Here is a 17,843-nt window from a genome sequence, read left to right on the forward strand (position 1 = left end):
GTCAACGCCGTTCGGGGCGTCGGTGTTCCGCGAGTAGGGTCGACCCCATGAGTGCCCGCTACCAGGTCCCGGTCGGGATGGAGATCGCCACGGCCTGGGCCTGGCGCCTGATCGTGATCGCGGCGGCGGGGTTCGGCCTGCTGTGGCTCCTGCAGTACTTCTCCGAGATCACGGTGCCGATCACGATCGGCCTGCTCGGCACGGCGCTCACGATCGGCGTCGTCGACGCGCTCGAGCGGCGCGGCGTGCCGCGGCTCCTCGCGACCCTGCTGGTCACGATCCTGATGCTCGTGACCCTGGTGGGCCTGGTGACCCTGGTGGGGCAGCAGCTCTCGACCCAGTTCGACGAGCTCCGCTCGAGCATCGTGGCCGGCATCGGCGAGCTGCGTGACTGGGCCCGGAACGGCCCGCTGGGTCTGAGCGACGACGACCTCAACGGGTACGTCACGCAGGTGCAGGACGCGATCGCCGGCACCGGGCGCCAGGCCGTGATCGACCAGGCCACGGCCGTCGGCATCTCGCTGGCCCACTTCGTGACCGGCTTCTTCATCGCCCTGTTCGCGGCCGTGTTCTTCCTGTACGAGGGCGACCGGATCTGGGCCTGGGTCGTCACGCTGTTCCCCCGCGACGCCCGTGGCAAGGTCAGCTCCTCCGGCTACCGGGCCTGGGAGTCGCTGACGAGCTTCGTGCGGGCCACGGTCATCGTCGCCCTGGTCGACGCGGTCGGCATCGCGCTCGGGGCGTGGCTGCTCGGGGTGCCCCTGACCTTCGCGATCGGCGTGATCGTCTTCCTCGGGGCGTTCGTGCCCATCATCGGCGCGTTCGTCTCCGGCATGGTCGCGGTGCTGGTCGCTCTCGTGGCCCAGGGGCCCTGGACGGCGCTGTTCATGCTGCTCGTCGTGATCGCCGTCCAGCAGCTCGAGTCGCACGTCCTCCAGCCGTTCCTCATGGGTCGCCTCGTGGCGGTGCACCCACTCGCGATCATCGCCGCGATCGCGGCCGGCATCACGGTCTCCGGAGTCGTCGGTGCCCTCGTGGCCGTGCCGCTCGTCGCCTGTCTCAACGGGGTCGTCAAGCACCTCGCCGAGGAGGCGGGCAACCCCCTGCAGCCCGACGGGCTCCCCGAGGACGTGCCACCGGACGCCGAGCACTCGGCGGAGCCGGCATGAGCGAGACCACCCCGACCTGGGCCGGGGTCGAGTCCGCAGCCGCGCTGCTCGACGGCATCGCGGAGGAGACGCCGCTCGCGCACTCGCGCTGGCTCAGCGAGCTCACCGGCACCGAGGTCATGCTCAAGTGCGAGAACCTGCAGCGCACCGGGTCGTTCAAGCTCCGGGGCGCCTACACGCGGATCTCGCGCCTGTCGCCGGCCGAGCGCCGGGCCGGAGTCGTGGCCGCCTCGGCCGGGAACCACGCCCAGGGCGTCGCGCTGGCGGCACAGATGCTCGGCATCCCGGCCCGGATCTACATGCCCGAGGGCGCCGCGCTGCCCAAGGTGCAGGCCACGCAGGGCTACGGCGCCGAGATCGAGCTCGTCGGGGTCGACGTCGGGGCCAGCATCGCAGCCGCGCAGGAGTACTCAGCCGAGACCGGTGCCGTCATGATCCATCCGTTCGACCACGTCGACATCGTCGCCGGCCAGGGCACGGTGGGCCTCGAGATCCTGCGCCAGCTGCCCGAGGTCGGCACGATCCTCGTGCCGGTCGGCGGGGGCGGACTCGTGGCGGGCATCGCGCTCCTGCGGGAGGTGCGACCGGACGTGCGCATCGTGGGCGTGCAGACCTCCGCGGTGAGCCCCTACGTGCCCTCCCTGAGCGCGGGGGCCCCGGTGCAGGTGCAGGGTCTGCCCACGATGGCCGACGGCATCGCGGTCGCCGCGCCGGGAGCCGTGCCGTTCGCGGTCGTGGCCGAGCTCGTCGACGACGTCGTCACGGTCAGCGAGGAGTCGCTCAGCCGGGCCCTGATCGGCCTGCTCGAGCGCGCCAAGCTGCTCGTGGAGCCGGCCGGGGCGGCCGGGGTGGCGGCGCTGCTCGACCGTCCGCGCGACTTCCCGGGCCCGGTCGTGCCGGTGCTGTCCGGAGGCAACATCGACGCGCTGCTGCTGCTGGAGGTCATCCGCCACGGCCTCAAGGCTGCCGGTCGCTTCCTGAGCTTCCGCGTCCACCTCACCGACCGCCCGGGCGAGCTCATGCGCCTGCTCACCGACCTGGCGTCGATGCAGGTCAACATCCTCAACGTCGTGCACGACCGGGCCTCGGAGTCGCTCGGTGTCGGCGAGGTGGAGGTGCGCCTCCAGGTCGCCACCCGAGGAGCGCGCCACGCCGACACGGTGCTCGACCAGCTGGCCAGCCGGGGCTATCGGTCGGTCTGACCCGCTGCCTCGGTGGCGAAGGGCCCCGGTGTCACTCTGCGGTCAGCTCAGAACGGAATGGCCTCGACGATCTCGACCGTGATCGACGAGCCGTTGGGTGCCTCGTAGGTGGCGGTGTCGCCGGCCTTCTTGCCCAGCAGGGCTGCGCCGAGCGGCGACGTGGGGGAGAAGACGTCCAGGTCGACCGCGCTGTCGAGGCTCAGGACCTCGCGCGAGCCGAGCAGGAACGACTCGGTGTCGTCGTCGCCCTCGAACCGGATCGTGACCTTCATGCCGGCCTCGACGACGCCGTCGTCGGCGGGCTTGTCGCCCACCTCGGCGCGCCCGAGCATGTCCTCGAGCTGGCGGATGCGCGCCTCGGTCTTGCCCTGCTCCTCGCGAGCGGCGTGGTAGCCGCCGTTCTCCTTGAGGTCGCCCTCGTCGCGGGCGGCGGCGATCTTGGCCGTGATGTCGGCGCGCACCTCACCCTTGAGGTGCTCGAGCTCCTCGCGGAGACGGTCGAGGGACTCCTGCGTGACCCAGAGGGTCTCGGTGCCAGTCGGCTGCGTCATGGCGAACTCCTTCAAAACGTACGGAACCCCGAGCTCCCGGCTCGGGGTGAAGTTCCCATCTTAACACTCAGTCAGTGACTTCGCACGAACGAACGACGGCGGTGACCGCGCGGGCCGTGGTGGTCAGACTCAGCTCGTGGCGCACGATCTCACGGTCGGACGGCGGGATCTCGACGGTCTTCTCGCCGACGATGGAGTGATCGAGAGCCTGCGCGTACACACTGCACGAGATGCGGGTCGGCTCCGGCCGGATGACCTCGAGCTCCACGTCGATCTGCGTGTCGGAGACCGCCACGAAGGAGTAGACCTCGGTCGAGACCGGGCGGGGCTGGAGGGCGATCCAGGCCGCCCAGGCGATCCCCACGCCGATGCCGGCACCGGCGACGACCCACCACAACCAGCGCGGCGAGGTGCGGGTGCCGTAGCGGTCGGCGAGGTCGGTCATGCGTCCAGTGTCTCAGGGTCGACCCACCCGCGACGCCCCTGCCTTCCTCGCGTGGGGATACTGGGGCCGTGGAGGAACAGCTGCGACTGATGCACGTGCACGCCCACCCCGATGACGAGTCGAGCAAGGGAGCCGCGTCGACGGCCCGGTACGTCGCCGAGGGCATCGACGTCCACGTCGCCACGTGCACCGGCGGTGAGCGTGGCTCGATCCTCAACCCGAGCTTCCAGCACCCCGGTATCGAGGACGACCCCGAGCTGATCACCGAGATCCGCCGCGAGGAGATGGAGCGCGCCCGCGACATCCTCGGCATCACGCAGGACTGGCTCGGCTGGGTCGACTCCGGCTGGCCCGAGGGCGACCCGAAGCCGCCGCTGCCCGAGGGCTGCTTCGCGCTCGTGCCGCTCGAGGAGGCCGCCGCACCGCTCGTGCGACTCATCCGCTCCTTCCGGCCGCACGTCCTCACGACGTACGACGAGAAGGGCGGCTACCCGCACCCCGATCACATCAAGTGCCACGAGATCAGCGTCTTCGCCTACGAGGCGGCGGCCGACCCCGAGCTCTACCCCGATCTCGGCGAGCCGTGGCAGGTCAGCAAGCTGTACTACCAGGGCGGCTTCACCCGCGGGCGCCTCGAGGCGATCGGTGCGGCCATGGTGGAGCGCGGCCTCGAGAACCCCTATGCCGAGTGGCTCAAGGACCGCGATCCCGACCGCCTGCGCGACGACCGCATCACGACGCGGGTCGAGTGCGCCGACTACTTCCACGTGCGGGACGCGGCCCTGATCGCGCACGCCACGCAGATCGACCCCGACGGCTTCTTCTTCTCGGTGCCGCAGGAGGTGCAGGCCGAGGCCTGGCCCACCGAGGACTTCGAGCTCGTCGACAGCAAGGTGCCCACGACCCTGCCCGAGGACGACTTGTTCGCGGGCCTACGCTGATCGCATGTACGACATCGCGAGCAGCATGCTCGACGCCGCCAGCGCCCTGGTCACCGCCACCGGTGGCGAGCGGCGCGAGCTGGACCCTGACATCGTCAAGCCCGGCTGGGTCGCGCTCGGGATCTTCCTGGCGATGGCCGTCGCGCTCGCCCTGCTGATGTGGTCCTTCGCCCGGGTCTCGCGCCGGGCCCGCGAGCCGTGGGACGGCGAGGAGCCGGAGTCGGCCGGGGAGTCTCCCGCCGGACGCACCGGCGCCGACCGCGACGCCTGACCCCGGGCATGGTCAACCGGCTCGCCGCCGCCCAGTCCCCGTATCTCCAGCAGCACGCCGGCAACCCGGTCGACTGGTGGGAGTGGGGCGAGGAGGCGTTCGCCGTCGCGCGCGAGCTCGACCGGCCGGTGCTGCTGAGCGTCGGCTACGCGGCGTGCCACTGGTGTCACGTCATGGCGCACGAGTCCTTCGAGGACCCCGCCACGGCCGACTTCATGAACGCGCACTTCGTCAACATCAAGGTCGACCGCGAGGAGCGCCCTGACGTCGACGCGGTCTACATGCGGGCGACCCAGGCCATGACGGGCCAGGGCGGCTGGCCCATGACGTGTGTGCTCACCCCCGAGGGTGAGCCGTTCTTCGCCGGCACCTACTTCCCGCCCGAGGCCACGGCTGGCAGCCCCGCGTTCACCCAGGTCCTGCAAGCCCTGGCCGAGGCGTGGCGCGAGCGGCGCGACGAGGTGCTCACGGTGGGCCGCGACGTCGTGGCGCACCTGCGGGACGCCCGCGACCCCGTGGGCGATCTGCTGACCACCGACGACCTCGACGAGGCCGCGGCGACGCTCGCCGGCACGTACGACGACGAGGCCGCCGGATTCGGCACTGCGCCCAAGTTCCCGCCGTCGATGGTGCTGGAGTTCCTGCTGCGCCACCACGACCGCACCGGCTCGCCCGAGTCCCTCGAGATGGTCGAGGCGACCTGCACCGCGATGGCGCGCGGCGGACTGTACGACCAGCTCGCTGGAGGGTTCGCGCGGTACAGCGTCGACCGCCACTGGCGCGTGCCGCACTTCGAGAAGATGCTCTACGACAACGCCCTGCTGCTGCGCGTGTACCTGCACTGGTGGCGGGCCACGGGGTCGGTGCTGGCCGAACGCGTGGCCCGCGAGACCGCGGCTTTCCTGCTGCGCGAGCTCCGCACCGACGAGGGCGGGTTCGCCTCCGCGCTCGACGCCGACAGCGCCGATGGGCGGGGCGAGGTCCACGAGGGCACGTACTACGTCTGGACCCCGAACGACCTGATGCGCCTGCTGGGGGCGAAGGACGGTGCCTGGGCCGTGGGCCTGCTGGGTGTCACCGGCCCCGGCACGTTCGAACGCGGCTTCTCGACGATGCAGCTGCGGGAGGATCCCGATGATCCCGAGCGGTGGGACCGCGTGCGCGCGGCGTTGCTCGAGGCCCGGGACCGACGCGCGCGGCCGGCCCGCGACGACAAGGTCGTGGCCTCGTGGAACGGGTGGACGATCACGGCGCTGGTCGAGGCCGGCGTCCTGCTGAAGGACCCTGCACTGACGGCCGCCGCGGTCGAGGCCGCCGAGCTGCTCGTGCGGGTTCACCTCGCGGGCGGTCGTCTCGTGCGGACCTCGCGCGACGGGGTCGCCAGCCGCAACGCGGGGGTCCTGGAGGACCACGCGGCGGTGGCTGAGGCGTTCCTGGCGGTGCTCGGGGTCACCGGCGACGCGGTCTGGCTCGGTCGGGCGCTCGCGCTGCTGGAGCGGGTCGTCTCGGACTTCGCCGATCCTGAAGGCGGCTTCGTCGATGCGCCCGGTGACGGGCTCGTCCTGGCGCCGCGCGACGTCGCCGACAACGCCTATCCCTCCGGGGTCAGCGCGGCGGCCGGCGCGCTGCTGGCCGCTGCCGCCGTCACGGGCGACGCCCGGTGGCGTTCCGCGGCCGAGCGAGCCGTCGAGTCGGCTGCCCCCACGGCCCACGCCGCGCCACGCTTCGGCGGGCAGGCGCTGTCGGTGGCCGAAGCGATGCACGCGGGACCGGTCGAGGTCGCCGTCGTGGGCGCGGCCGGCGAGCGCGAGGAGATGCTGCGCGCCGCGTGGTCGCTCACCTCGCCCGGCGCCGTCGTCATCGGTGGAGAACCCGGCCTTGAGATTCCCCTGTTCGCCTCCCGCACGGTCCGCGACGACCTCCCGACCGCCTACGTGTGCCGCGGCTTCGTCTGCCAGGCCCCGGTCACCGACCCCGACGCCCTCCCCACCCTCACCTGATTGCCGCTCGCGAGCGACTTTGTTGGTGGCGAGGAGAGACTTTGTTGGCGCGACTGGCCAACAAACTCGCTCGTGACCACCAACAAACTCTCTCGCGAGCGGTACGGGGGTGGGTGGGGTGGGTCAGCGCTGGTTGTAGGCGAGCAGGCTGATGCCGACGTAGTGCACGACGAAGGCGGCGATCGTGAGGGTGTGGAAGACCTCGTGGAAGCCGAACCAGCGCGGCCACGGATTGGGCCACTTGAAGCCGTAGACGACGGCCCCGAGGGTGTACAGGCCACCGCCGACGACCATCAGCACGATCACGGCGGTCGGCGCCGCGTCGACGAACTCGTTCCAGTACAGGACTGCGGCCCAGCCCAGGGCCACGTAGAGCGGGACGTAGATCCAGCGCGGCGCGCCGACCCAGAACACCCGGAACGCGACGCCGAGCAGCGCGCCACCCCACACGATGCTGAGCATGATGATGGCGTGCTCGGTGCTGAGCAGCAGCAGCGAGAACGGCGTGTACGAGCCCGCGATCAGCAGGAAGATGTTGGCGTGGTCGATGCGCTTCCAGACGATCCGTGCCTCTTCGTTCCACGTGCGCGTGTGATAGATCGCGCTGCAGCTGAACAGCAGCAGGGCCGACACCATGAAGACCGCGGCCCCGGCGCGCACCACGACATCGTCGGCGATGACCATCATGACGAGGAACGAGACGAACGCCAGCGGCGCGACCGCGGCGTGCAGCCAGCCGCGGAGTCGCGGCTTGATCTCCTCCAGCGACGACGGGAAACGACCGAGGACGGGCTCGTCGGTGATCGAGCTGGTCTCCGGCATGGCGTTAGATTAGCCCCCATGGGTCTGAGCTCCCTGGCGTACGGGACGTACGAGCGCCGCCTCGCGCGGCGACTCGACCCCGAGCGCACCCCGCACCACATCGGGGCGATCGTCGATGGCAACCGGCGCTGGGCCAAGGATGCCGGGCAAGATCTCGAGAGCGGCTACCACGCGGGCGCGGCGAAGATCGACGAGTTCCTGGGCTGGTGCCACGAGCTCGGCGTGCGCATCGTCACGTTCTGGGTGCTGTCGACCGACAACCTCCAACGGTCCGAGGACGAGGTGCGCAGCATCCTGCGGGCCGTGGAGGACCTCGTCGACCGGCTCGCCGCGGACGGCCGCTGGAACCTGCGCCTGATCGGCAGCCTCGACCTGCTGCCCGCCGAGTCGGCGGCCCGGCTCAAGCGGGCCACCGAGTCCAGCACCGGCACCGAGCTGCAGGTCAACATCTGCGTCGGGTACGGCGGCCGCCAGGAGCTCACCGACGCGATGCGCTCGCTGCTGCTGGAGGAGTCGTCCAAGGGCCGATCGCTCGAGGAGGTCGCGAGCACCCTCGTGGTCGACGACATCGCCGAGCACCTCTACACGAAAGGGCAGCCCGATCCCGATCTCGTGATCCGCACGTCGGGGGAGCAACGGCTCTCCGGCTTCCTGCTCTGGCAGAGCGTGCACTCGGAGTTCTACTTCACCGACGTGCTGTGGCCGGCCCTGCGCCGGGTCGACCTGTTGCGGGCGGTGCGCTCCTACGCCAACCGGGAGCGTCGCTTCGGGGCGTAGCGCTCGTTCGGAGTCGGTGCGGCTCCGGTGAGGTCCCCGACAAGCGGCATGGACCTGGACGGGTGTCGGGTTCGCCACCCGTTGAACCGGGCACGGCTGGCAGTGACTTCCCACGGCACATGTCCCGTGGGAAGTCACCATGTCCCGTGCGAGGTGAAGCTGAGACCGCCCACCCCGCTCCCTCGTCCGTGCCTGCTTGTCCGCCACGACGAGCGGCGGTCGGCTGCGGGGCCGTGCTGGGCGCCCGCAAGTGTTCACCGGGGCGAAACACGCGCCTCAGCGTGTCGGCGCTCCCGGGCGCGGGCGCGGGCGTAACTTGCAAGGGTGTTGACGCTCGCCCCTGAGCCTGACCGCCCCACTCGCACCGACGACTAGGGCCGGCGCAGGGCGCGCGCGGGCTCGGTAGGGAGTACAGCCATGGCTGACCACGAGAGCTTGCGACGCACGTACGTCATCGACACGAGCGTGCTGCTGGCGGACCCGGGAGCCCTGACGCGGTTCCACGAGCACGAGGTCGTCGTGCCCGTCGTCGTCATCACCGAGCTCGAGGCCAAGCGGCACCACCCGGAGCTGGGCTACTTCGCCCGGTCGGCACTGCGGTACCTCGACGACCTGCGGGTCATGCACGGCACCCTCGACGCGCCTCTGCCGATCGGCGACGAGGGCGGCACGCTCCGGGTCGAGCTCAACCACATCGACGCCTCCTCCCTGCCGGCCGGGTTCCGACTCGGCGACAACGACACCCGCATCCTCAGCGTCGCCAAGAACCTCGCCGACGAGGGACGCACGGTCACGCTGGTCTCGAAGGACCTGCCGATGCGGGTCAAGGCCTCGGCCGTCGGACTCGCGGCCGAGGAGTACCGCGCCGAGCTGGCCCTGGAGTCGGGCTGGACCGGCATGCGCGAGCTCGAGGTCGACGCCGCGGATCTCGACACGCTGTACGACACCGGCTCGCTCGAGCTCGCCGAGGCGGCCGAGCTGCCGTGCCACACCGGACTCGTCCTCCTCAGCGACAAGGGCAGCGGACTCGGACGCGTCCTGCCCGACAAGAGCGTGCAGCTCGTCCGCGGCGACCGCGAGGCCTTCGGGATCCACGGACGGTCGGCCGAGCAGCGCATCGCCCTCGACCTGCTGCTCGATCCGGAGATCGGCATCGTCTCGCTCGGGGGCCGCGCCGGCACCGGCAAGTCGGCGATGGCGCTGTGTGCGGGGCTCGAGGCGACCTTGGAGCGCGGACTCCACCAGAAGGTCGTGATCTTCCGCCCGTTGTACGCCGTCGGCGGGCAGGAGCTCGGCTACCTCCCGGGCAGCGAGTCCGAGAAGATGGGGCCCTGGGGGCAGGCCGTCTACGACACGCTCGGTGCCGTCACGTCGCCCGCCGTGATCGAGGAGATCCTCGATCGCGGGATGCTCGAGGTCCTGCCGCTGACCCACATCCGGGGGCGCTCGCTCCACGACTCGTTCGTCATCGTCGACGAGGCGCAGTCCCTGGAGCGCAACGTGCTGCTGACGGTGCTCTCGCGGATCGGGGCCAACTCGAAGGTCGTCCTCACCCACGACGTCGCCCAGCGCGACAACCTGCGCGTCGGACGCCACGACGGCGTCGTCGCGGTGGTCGAGAAGCTCAAGGGGCACCCGTTGTTCGCCCACGTCACGCTGACCAGGTCCGAGCGCTCGCCGGTCGCCGCGCTGGTGACGGAGATGCTCGAGGACGTCACGCTCTGACCCTGCGTGCCCGCACGACACGGCCCGTCCATGCAGTCTCGACGGGCCGTGTCGTGTGCCACAGTGGTGCCCGTGACCAGCCGAGGGAGGGGGCACGTCGCCGCCATGACGGCGGGCGCGCTCATCTGGGGGAGCCTGGCGGCGTGCGGCTCCGGGGCGCGCGACGCCGGTCCTGGCGAACCCGCGACCGTGCACTGGTACGTCGCGGAGGCGAGCCGGTACGCGGCACTCGCCCGCACCTGCAGTGACGACTCCGGCGGCGACTACCGCCTCGAGCTCGTCGAGGCGCCCCTCGACCCGAGCGAACGGCGCGTCGACCTCCTGCAGCGCCTCAGGACGGGCGACGACCTGGACGTGGTCGGACTCGACACCGCCCTCGTCGCCGAGGTCGCGGCCACGGGCCTGCTCGCCGATCTGTCGGATGGCGAGGTCGACGATCTCACGCAGGGGCGCACCGCGGCGTCGGTCGACGCCGTCACGGTCGAGGGCGACGTCGTCGCGGCGCCGTGGACCTACGAGCCGCAGGTCCTGTTCCATCGAGGTTCGAGCGGCGAGCGTGCCGGGCTGGACATGACCGCCCCCGTGACCTGGGACCGGCTGAGCGCCGGAGCGGCGCTGATCGGCGGATCGCTCCAGGTCGCCGGCTCCACGACCGACTGGGTCCGTGCGCTGGTGGTCGGTGCGACCGGCGAGACAGCGCTGGACCTGGACGATCTGGTGGCGGCACTCGGCGGCGAGGCGGGGGAGGCCGCGGGGAGCGTCGTTCGCACCTACGCCGCGTCCGTCGTCGGGTCCGGGCCCTCGCCGGACGCTGCCGCGTCGTTCGCGGCACCCGGTGGCGCGTTCCTGGTCGGACCCGTCTCACTGCGGCGCTCGCCCGAGCTCGCCCCGGTGCTGGGGGAGCTGCAGATCGCGCCGTACCCGATGGTGTCGGCGTCGTCCGGGGTGTCGCGGTCGCCGTTGGCGGGCACGGCCCTGGCGCTCACCCGGTCGGCCCAGGAGGACACCGCCCTCGAGGCGATCTCGTGCCTCACGGCCGCCCCCGCGCAGGCGACGCTGGTCGCGGGCACGGGCCGTCTGCCGACCCTGACCGAGGTGCTGGGATCGACCGAGGTCGCCGAGGCCCTCGGCGACGACGTCCAGGTCGTCGTCGAGGCGCTCGCCGAGGGGATCGCGGAGCCGGTCTCGCCCGACCTGCACCTCCTCACGGCGGCGATCGAGGCGACCTGGGAACCCGTCACCGACGTCCGGCCGGACACGCCGGTCGACTCGTCGCGCGAGGCGCGGCGCCTGCTCGACGGCGGGCTCGCATGAGCACGCTCGAGCTCGTCGCCGGACGCCGGCGCGCGACCCGCGCCCAGCTGGCGCGCGCGACCCCGGGCCTGGTGCTGCTCGCCGTCGTCGTGCTCGTGCCGCTGGGGTGGCTGGTGTGGCTCTCGCTCCACGACGCCGGTCCGACCTCGACGGGCCCGTGGGTCGGCGCCGACCACTACGCCGCGGTGCTCGGGTCGTCCGACTGGTGGACCGCGATCGCCACGACCGCCGTGGTCACGGGCGTGCTCGTGGCCACCCAGCTCCTGCTCGCCCTGGCGTTCGGCGTCGCGCTGTGGCACCTCTCGGTGCTGTGGTGGCCCCTGCGGTTTCTGGCACTCGTTCCGGCCGGGATCGGCCTGGTCGTCGGCGCCCAGGCGGGCCGCGCCGCGGTCGACGGCGGCTTCCTCGCGACCTGGTTCGACATCGACGGCAGCGGCGCGACGGCGGCGCTGGCGGGCGTCGTGCTGGGTGAGCTCTGGCGCACGACCGGCCTGGTCGTGGTGCTGGTGCACGCCGGGCTCCTGCGGGTGCCGGCGCCGCTCCTGGACGCAGCGGTGGCCGATGGCGCCAGCTCCTGGCAGCGCTGGCGCCGGGTCGTCTGGCCGGCGCTGACCCCCGCGCTCGTCGCGATCGTGGTCTTCCGGCTGCTGGACTCGTGGCGGCTGCTCGACGGCCCGTGGCTCGTGCGCGAGGACGGCTCGTTCCGCACGACCGGGTCGGCCGTCGTGGCCGACAACGCCTTCGCGACCTTCGCCACCGGCCCGGCTGCGGCCGCCGGGGTCGTGCTCGTGCTGCTCGCCCTGCTCGTCGCCGGCCTCGCGCTGGGTGTCGCACGTCTGGTGCGGGCCCGATGACGCCCACGATCCCGTCGGTCCGCTCGCGGCTGTCGGGGGCGCTCGTCGCCTTCGTGCTGGGCTTCGGCCTGGCGAATCTCGCGATCTTCACGATCCCGCCCCCGGACCAGGTCCTCTGGGTCGTCGTGGCCGGCGTCCTGATGCTCACGAGCGCCTGGGGCGTCCTGGTGGCGGACTCGCCGCGGCGGGTCTCGGTGTGGGCGGTGCTCGGTGCCGAGGCCTTCCTGGTCTTCACCCTGGTGCCCCTGCTGTGGCTGGTCTCGCTCGCGACGGGCGGTGGCTCGACCCCGACGACGCTGTGGCCCGAGGCGTGGAGCGGGAGCGGGTTCGGCGAGCTCGGCGACGACGACGCCCTGCGCGAGGCCGCGGTGCTCTCGGCCTCGGCCGCGGGGCTGGCCACCCTGGTGGCGGCCCTGCCGGCGCTCGGTCTCGCGCTGCTGCTGGCCCGTTCGCGCTGGCGACCCCGCCGCTTCGTGCAGGTCGTGGCGATCACCGCGGTCCTGCTCCCCACCGTCGCGCTCGCGATCGGAGCCGGCGACCTGGTCCTGCGCGTGGGGGCCGTCGACTCACCGCTCGCCCGGGTCACGATCGTCCAGCTGGCCATCGCGGTGCCGTTCGCGACGTGGGTCTTCACCGCGGCCCTCCGCGCGGCCCCGTGGAGCCTGGTCGACGCGGCGCGGGTCGACGGGGCCTCGGGTCGCGACGTGCTCGTGCGCGTGCTGCTGCCGACGGTCGGGCCGGCCCTGCTCGTGGGTCTCGCGCTCACCGTGGTCGTCACGGCCCAGGACCTGGCGTTCGCGACCTCGGTCACCGGTCCGCAGGCCACGACCTTGCCCGCGATGCTGCTGGACCGCGCCGGCGACCCCGGGGGCGGGGCCGTCGTGGCGGCCGCGGGCCTGTGCTGGGGCGTGCCCGTCGCGCTGCTCGCCCTCGTGGCACCCCGCACCATCACCCGTCTTCTGGGAGGGTCGTACCGATGAGTTCCCTGCAGCTGCGCGGCCTCACTGTCGCCGGACCCACCGGTCCGCCACTTCTCGACGGCGTCGACCTCGACGTGGCCGACGGCGAGTCGGTCGCGGTCATCGGCCCGTCGGCGGCCTCCCGGACGGCCCTGCTGCGCACCATCGTGGGCCTGCAGGCCCCCGACGCGGGCGAGATCCTGATCGACGAGGTCGACGTCGTCGGGCGCGCCCCGCGGCGCCGCGACGTCGCGATGGTCTTCGCCGACCATGCGCTCCATCCGCGGCGCGACGTGCTCGACAACCTGACGTTCGCCGCCACGCTGCGCCGCAAGCACGACCGGGCCGAGCTCGCCGGGCGGGTCGAGCAGGTCGTGGACGACCTCGCCCTGCGCGATGTGCTCGACCTCCGGCCGCACCGCCTCGGCACCGACCAGCAGCAGCGTGTCGCGATCGGGCGCAGCCTCGTGCGCGACGCCAGCGTGTGGCTCTTCGACGACCCCTTCTCGGCCCAGTCCGAACGGGTCCGGCCGCACCTGCGATCGGTCGTCCTGGGTTGGCAGACCGAGCGGGGACGCACCTCGGTCATCACGACCTCGTCGGTCGACGAGGCCCTGAGCCTCGCCGGCCGGGTGGCGGTGCTCCACCAGGGCCGCGTCCGGCAGGTGGGCTCGCCGCAGGAGCTCTACGAGGACCCCGCGGACATGTTCGTGGCGGGCTACCTCGGCTCGCCGCCGATGAACCTGCTGCCCGCCTTCCGCGACGGTGAGCAGCTCGTGACCCCGCTCGCCACGATCCTGGTCGACGAGCGCCTCGAGCGCGCGATCGGTGACCGACCCGTCGTGATCGCGGGAATCCGGCCCGAGCACTGCCTCGACGCGACCCGAGGCGCGGTGGACGTCGTCGGGGGCGTCGAGTTCACGACCCGGGTCGACGACGTCGAGTGGCGGGCGCGGTCGCAGTACGCCTTCCTCGGGTTCGACCTCGACCCGGCGCTCTCGGAGGTCCTCGACGAGGTCGAGGAGATGTTCGAGTTCGACCTCTTCCAGAACTTCCTCGTCGCCCAGGTGCCGACCGACGTCCCGGTCCGGGCCGGTCAGTCGTTGCACGTCGTCGTGCCGCACGAGGCCGTCGTGCTGTTCGATCCCGACACGGGCGAGAACCTGACGCGGTGAGGCCGAGGCTCGTCGGTGGGGCCGTGGCCACGGTGTCGGCCGTGGCGTACGGGGTGCTCGCGCTGCGGCATCACGCACGCTTCGAGGTGCGGTCGTGGGACCTGGCGATCTTCGAGCAGGCCATCGCGGGGTACTCCCGGCTCGCGGCCCCGGTCGTCGACGTCAAGGGCCCGGGGTTCAACATCCTGGGTGACCACTTCTCGCCCGTCACGGCGCTCGTCGCACCGGTGTACCGACTCTTCCCGGGGCCGCGGACGCTCCTGCTGACCCAGGTCGTGCTCGTGGCCTGGGCGCTGTACGTCGTGACGGCGCTGGCGGTGCGACGGCTCGGCTCACCGCTCGGTGCCGTGGTCGGCGTGCTGTGCGCGACGTCGTTCGGCGTGCAGTCGGCGATCGACGCCGAGTTCCACGAGGTCGCGTTCGCCGCACCACTCCTGGCGCTGGCCGGCGCGGCCTGGGTCGAGCGGCGCTACACCGCCGTCGCGGCGTGGTCGGTGCCGCTGGTGCTCGTCAAGGAGGACCTCGGCATCACGGTCATGGTCATCGGTGCGCTGCTGTGGTGGGTGGGGGAGCGGCGGCTGGGCGTGCTGACCGCGGTGGCCGGACTCGTCGGTTTCGTCGTGGCGGTGTTCGTCGTGCTGCCAGGCGTCAACGACGCCGGAGCGTACGCGTACACCGGCAACCTCGGCGGTGAGACCGGGCTGCTCGACACGGTGCTGGCCGAGCCGGGCACCAAGCTGGGGGCACTCGTCCTGACCTTCGCGATCACGGGATTCGCCGCGCTGTGGTCGCGCTGGGTGCTCGTCGTCGTGCCGACGTTCCTGTGGCGCTTTGCCGGCGACGTCCCGACGTACTGGGGCATCGAGTGGCACTACTCCCTCGTGCTGATGCCGGTCGTGTTCTGCGCGGCGGTCGAGGCGATCGACCGGGCGCCACGACTGCGGTGGCTGGTCCCGGTCGGGGTGGGCGTCTCGGCGCTGCTCCTGGTCGGCTCCCCGCTGCGTGAGCTCGCGAGCCCCGAGCTGTACCGCGACACCCCGCGCGCCGCCGCCGCGCGGGAGGCGATCGCGCTGCTGCCGCCGGGCGCCTCGGTCGAGACCGACATCGCCCTGCTCAGCCACGTCGTGACCGACCACCAGGCCTACTGGACCGGCACGATCGGCGAGGTCACGCCCGAGTACGTCCTGTTCGACACCCGAGTCGGGATCGGCTCGCCGCTCGAGCCGACGACCTGGGCCGAGAACGTGCACGGCGGACCGTGGACCACGGTCTACTCCGACGAGGGGATCGTGCTGGCCAAGCGCGAGTGACCGCCCCCCGCGAGCCCCACCGCAGGGGGGGACCGAATCTGAGGGTTTGTGGTGGCGCGGCCGACGAAGTCTGAGGGGTTGAGGGTGCTCCAGCACCCGCAACCCCTCGTCCTTGCCTCCGGGGCCGCCACAAGCCCTCAGATTGCGTCCCCGCGGCCTGAGGGCGGCCTGCGGTCAGGGGTGGGTCATGCTCATGACGTCGAGGGCGGTGTCGAGCTGCTCCTCGGTGAGGTCTCCGCGCTCGACGTAGCCCTCCTGGAGCACGACCTCGCGGATCGTCTTGCGCTCCTTGACGGCGATCTTGGCGACCTTGGCCGCGTTCTCGTAGCCGATGTGGCGGTTGAGCGGCGTGACGACCGACGGGCTCGACTCGGCGAGCTCGAGGCAGCGCTCCTCGTTGGCCGTGATGCCGTCGATGCAGCGGTCGGCCAGGACGCGCGAGGCGTTGCCGATCAGCCGGATCGACTCCAGGATGTTGCGTCCGATGACCGGCAGCATGACGTTGAGCTCGAACGAGCCCGAGGCGCCGGCCGTCGCGATCGTCGCGTCGTTGCCGATGACCTGGGCCGCGACCATGAGCGTGGCCTCGGGCAGCACCGGGTTGACCTTGCCGGGCATGATGCTCGAGCCGGGCTGCAGGTCGGGCAGGTTGATCTCGCCCAGGCCCGTGCGCGGACCCGATCCCATCCAGCGCAGGTCGTTGCAGATCTTGGTGAGGCTGACCGCGATGGTCCTGAGCTGGCCCGAGAGCTCGACCAGCCCGTCACGCGCGCTCTGTGCCTCGAAGTGGTCGCTCGCCTCGGTGATGGGCAGTCCGGTGCGCTCGGCGAGCAGCTCGATGACGCGCTGCGGGAAGCCGATCGGGGTGTTGATGCCGGTGCCGACGGCGGTACCGCCCAGCGGGACCTCGGCCGCCGCCGGCAGGGCCGACTCGACGCGGCCGATGCCCTTGCGGATCTGGGCCGCGTAGCCGGCGAACTCCTGGCCGAGGGTGACCGGCGTGGCGTCCATCAGGTGCGTGCGGCCGGACTTGACGACCTGGGCGAACTCGGTGGCCTTGCGCTCCAGGCTCTGCGCCAGGTGGTCCAGCGCCGGGACGAGCTCGTTCGTGGCCGAGGCCGTCGCGGCGACGTGGATCGAGGTCGGGAAGACGTCGTTGCTCGACTGGGAGGCGTTGACGTGGTCGTTCGGGTGCACCTCGCGCCCCAGCGACCTCGTCGCCAGGGTCGCCAGGACCTCGTTGGTGTTCATGTTGCTCGACGTGCCGGAGCCGGTCTGGAAGACGTCGATCGGGAACTGGTCGTCGTGGACGCCCGAGGCGACCTCGTCGGCCGCAGCGACGATCGCCTCGGCGAGGTCGGCCTCGAGGATGCCGAGCTCGGCGTTGGCCGAGGCGCAGGCGGCCTTGATCTGGGCCAGGGCCTTGATCTGGGCGGACTCGATGGGGGTGCCGGAGATCGGGAAGTTCTCGACGGCGCGCTGCGTCTGGGCTCGCCAGAGAGCGTCGGCCGGGACCCGGACCTCGCCCATGGTGTCGTGCTCGATGCGGTACTCAGTCATGAGCCGCACCCTACTCAGGCCGTCGCGGCGACGCCCGAGAGGATCCAGTACGTCTCGTCGCGCCCCTGCAGCGGCACCGGCACCGCGATCGCCTCGACGTCGTCGAGGTGCTCCGCGAGGGCCCGGCGGAGCTGGGGGGAGTCGGCCATCGACCACACCGCGAGGACGCCGCCCGGGCGCAGCGCCGCGGTGCACCGCGCGATCGAGTCGGAGCCGTAGATCGCCTCGTTTCCGGCGTGCACCAGGAAGTCCGGGCCGTTGTCGACGTCCAGGCAGATCGCGTCGAGGCTCCCGGCGGGCTGGGCCTGCACGACCTCGGCGATGTCAGCCACCACGACCTCCAGCCGGGGGTCGGCGATCGGTCCGGCGCCGGCGCCGGCCTCGACGGCCCGCGCGACCTCGGCGTGCAGCTCGGCCACCACGACGCGCGTGGCGCCTCCGTCGAGCAGGGCGCGGGCGGTGTAGCCCAGGCCCAGGCCCCCCACGAGGACCTCGCGCGCACCCGCCGCCAGGACGTGCTCGGCGAGGCGACGCTCGGAGCTCGTCTCGACGTCGTCCATCACGAACACGCCGTTGACGCGGAGCTCGGTGGCTCCGTCGGCCCGCCTGCGCACCACGACCTGACCCATGTTTCCAGCCTACGAGGACCAGATGGATGCATCAGGCAACGGGTGTTTTCAGAAAGTTGGCGCGAATCGGGCGATTCGCTTGCGGGTGGACTGTGGCGTGGGACACACTCTGGCCACGACGTGTGACGCCGGTCACGCG

At 72.1% G+C, this 17,843-nt stretch carries 17 protein-coding genes; 12 read left to right on the plus strand and 5 right to left on the minus strand.

All coding sequences use genetic code 11. From position 1 onward, the window contains the following. Window positions 1-47 precede the first annotated feature (47 nt). Window positions 48-1,169, plus strand: coding sequence for an AI-2E family transporter (locus tag KAG51_RS00320; RefSeq protein WP_290579451.1), 1,122 nt, complete (start codon window positions 48-50; stop codon window positions 1,167-1,169). Beyond that, complete coding sequence (gene ilvA / locus KAG51_RS00325; RefSeq protein ID WP_290579453.1) at window positions 1,166-2,371, plus strand: threonine ammonia-lyase; 1,206 nt, start codon at window positions 1,166-1,168, stop codon at window positions 2,369-2,371. Before KAG51_RS00320 ends, ilvA begins: the two co-directional genes overlap by 4 nt. A gap of 47 nt (window positions 2,372-2,418) precedes the next feature. Here the strand turns inward: ilvA and greA are convergent, their stop codons facing one another. Both greA and KAG51_RS00335 read right to left on the minus strand, forming a co-directional pair. Beyond that, window positions 2,419-2,922, minus strand: a complete 504-nt coding sequence (gene greA, locus KAG51_RS00330; protein WP_290579455.1) for a transcription elongation factor GreA — start codon at window positions 2,920-2,922, stop codon at window positions 2,419-2,421. Window positions 2,923-2,989: 67 nt separating this feature from the next. After that, window positions 2,990-3,367 carry a DUF4307 domain-containing protein gene (locus tag KAG51_RS00335; RefSeq protein ID WP_290579457.1) on the minus strand — a complete coding sequence of 126 codons (378 nt, stop codon included), beginning with the start codon at window positions 3,365-3,367 and terminating at the stop codon, window positions 2,990-2,992. Between the two features lie 68 nt (window positions 3,368-3,435). Between KAG51_RS00335 and mca the strand changes: the two genes are divergently transcribed. The 3 genes from mca to KAG51_RS00350 are packed head-to-tail and all read left to right on the plus strand — an operon-like array spanning window position 3,436 to window position 6,579. Continuing rightward, a complete protein-coding gene (gene mca, locus KAG51_RS00340; RefSeq protein ID WP_290579459.1) occupies window positions 3,436-4,308 on the plus strand; it encodes a mycothiol conjugate amidase Mca in 873 nt (290 codons plus the stop codon). Window positions 4,309-4,312: 4 nt separating this feature from the next. Next, a complete protein-coding gene (locus KAG51_RS00345; protein WP_290579461.1) occupies window positions 4,313-4,579 on the plus strand; it encodes a hypothetical protein in 267 nt (88 codons plus the stop codon). Between the two features lie 8 nt (window positions 4,580-4,587). Continuing rightward, complete coding sequence (locus KAG51_RS00350; RefSeq protein ID WP_290579463.1) at window positions 4,588-6,579, plus strand: thioredoxin domain-containing protein; 1,992 nt, start codon at window positions 4,588-4,590, stop codon at window positions 6,577-6,579. 123 nt (window positions 6,580-6,702) lie between these two features. Here KAG51_RS00350 and KAG51_RS00355 read toward each other — a convergent pair whose 3' ends face one another. Beyond that, entirely contained in the window at window positions 6,703-7,401 is a 699-nt protein-coding gene (locus KAG51_RS00355) for a hemolysin III family protein (protein ID WP_290579465.1), read from the minus strand. A gap of 18 nt (window positions 7,402-7,419) precedes the next feature. Between KAG51_RS00355 and KAG51_RS00360 the strand changes: the two genes are divergently transcribed. From KAG51_RS00360 to KAG51_RS00390, 7 genes are all read left to right on the plus strand, one after another. Then, window positions 7,420-8,178, plus strand: a complete 759-nt coding sequence (locus KAG51_RS00360) for an isoprenyl transferase (protein WP_290579467.1) — start codon at window positions 7,420-7,422, stop codon at window positions 8,176-8,178. Window positions 8,179-8,595: 417 nt separating this feature from the next. Next, complete coding sequence (locus KAG51_RS00365; RefSeq protein ID WP_290579469.1) at window positions 8,596-9,903, plus strand: PhoH family protein; 1,308 nt, start codon at window positions 8,596-8,598, stop codon at window positions 9,901-9,903. A gap of 72 nt (window positions 9,904-9,975) precedes the next feature. Next, the gene (locus tag KAG51_RS00370; protein ID WP_290579471.1) at window positions 9,976-11,217 is read left to right on the plus strand and encodes an extracellular solute-binding protein; all 1,242 of its coding nucleotides are present in this window, start codon (window positions 9,976-9,978) and stop codon (window positions 11,215-11,217) included. Continuing rightward, window positions 11,214-12,071: a sugar ABC transporter permease gene (locus KAG51_RS00375; protein WP_290579473.1), complete on the plus strand. Its 858-nt coding sequence runs from the start codon at window positions 11,214-11,216 to the stop codon at window positions 12,069-12,071. Before KAG51_RS00370 ends, KAG51_RS00375 begins: the two co-directional genes overlap by 4 nt. Beyond that, window positions 12,068-13,051 (plus strand): ABC transporter permease subunit, encoded by a 984-nt coding sequence (locus tag KAG51_RS00380; protein ID WP_290579475.1) that lies wholly within the window; start codon window positions 12,068-12,070, stop codon window positions 13,049-13,051. Before KAG51_RS00375 ends, KAG51_RS00380 begins: the two co-directional genes overlap by 4 nt. After that, window positions 13,048-14,205 (plus strand): ABC transporter ATP-binding protein, encoded by a 1,158-nt coding sequence (locus KAG51_RS00385; RefSeq protein WP_290579477.1) that lies wholly within the window; start codon window positions 13,048-13,050, stop codon window positions 14,203-14,205. Before KAG51_RS00380 ends, KAG51_RS00385 begins: the two co-directional genes overlap by 4 nt. After that, window positions 14,202-15,515, plus strand: coding sequence for a DUF2079 domain-containing protein (locus tag KAG51_RS00390; RefSeq protein ID WP_290579479.1), 1,314 nt, complete (start codon window positions 14,202-14,204; stop codon window positions 15,513-15,515). Before KAG51_RS00385 ends, KAG51_RS00390 begins: the two co-directional genes overlap by 4 nt. A gap of 174 nt (window positions 15,516-15,689) precedes the next feature. Here the strand turns inward: KAG51_RS00390 and KAG51_RS00395 are convergent, their stop codons facing one another. Next, window positions 15,690-17,075: a class II fumarate hydratase gene (locus tag KAG51_RS00395; RefSeq protein WP_290579481.1), complete on the minus strand. Its 1,386-nt coding sequence runs from the start codon at window positions 17,073-17,075 to the stop codon at window positions 15,690-15,692. A 14-nt stretch (window positions 17,076-17,089) separates the two neighbouring features. Next, window positions 17,090-17,704, minus strand: a complete 615-nt coding sequence (locus KAG51_RS00400; RefSeq protein ID WP_290579483.1) for a hypothetical protein — start codon at window positions 17,702-17,704, stop codon at window positions 17,090-17,092. Between the last annotated feature and the right edge of the window lie 139 nt (window positions 17,705-17,843).

This window comes from Aeromicrobium sp. (assembly GCF_023146395.1).
GTDB lineage: Bacteria > Actinomycetota > Actinomycetes > Propionibacteriales > Nocardioidaceae > Aeromicrobium.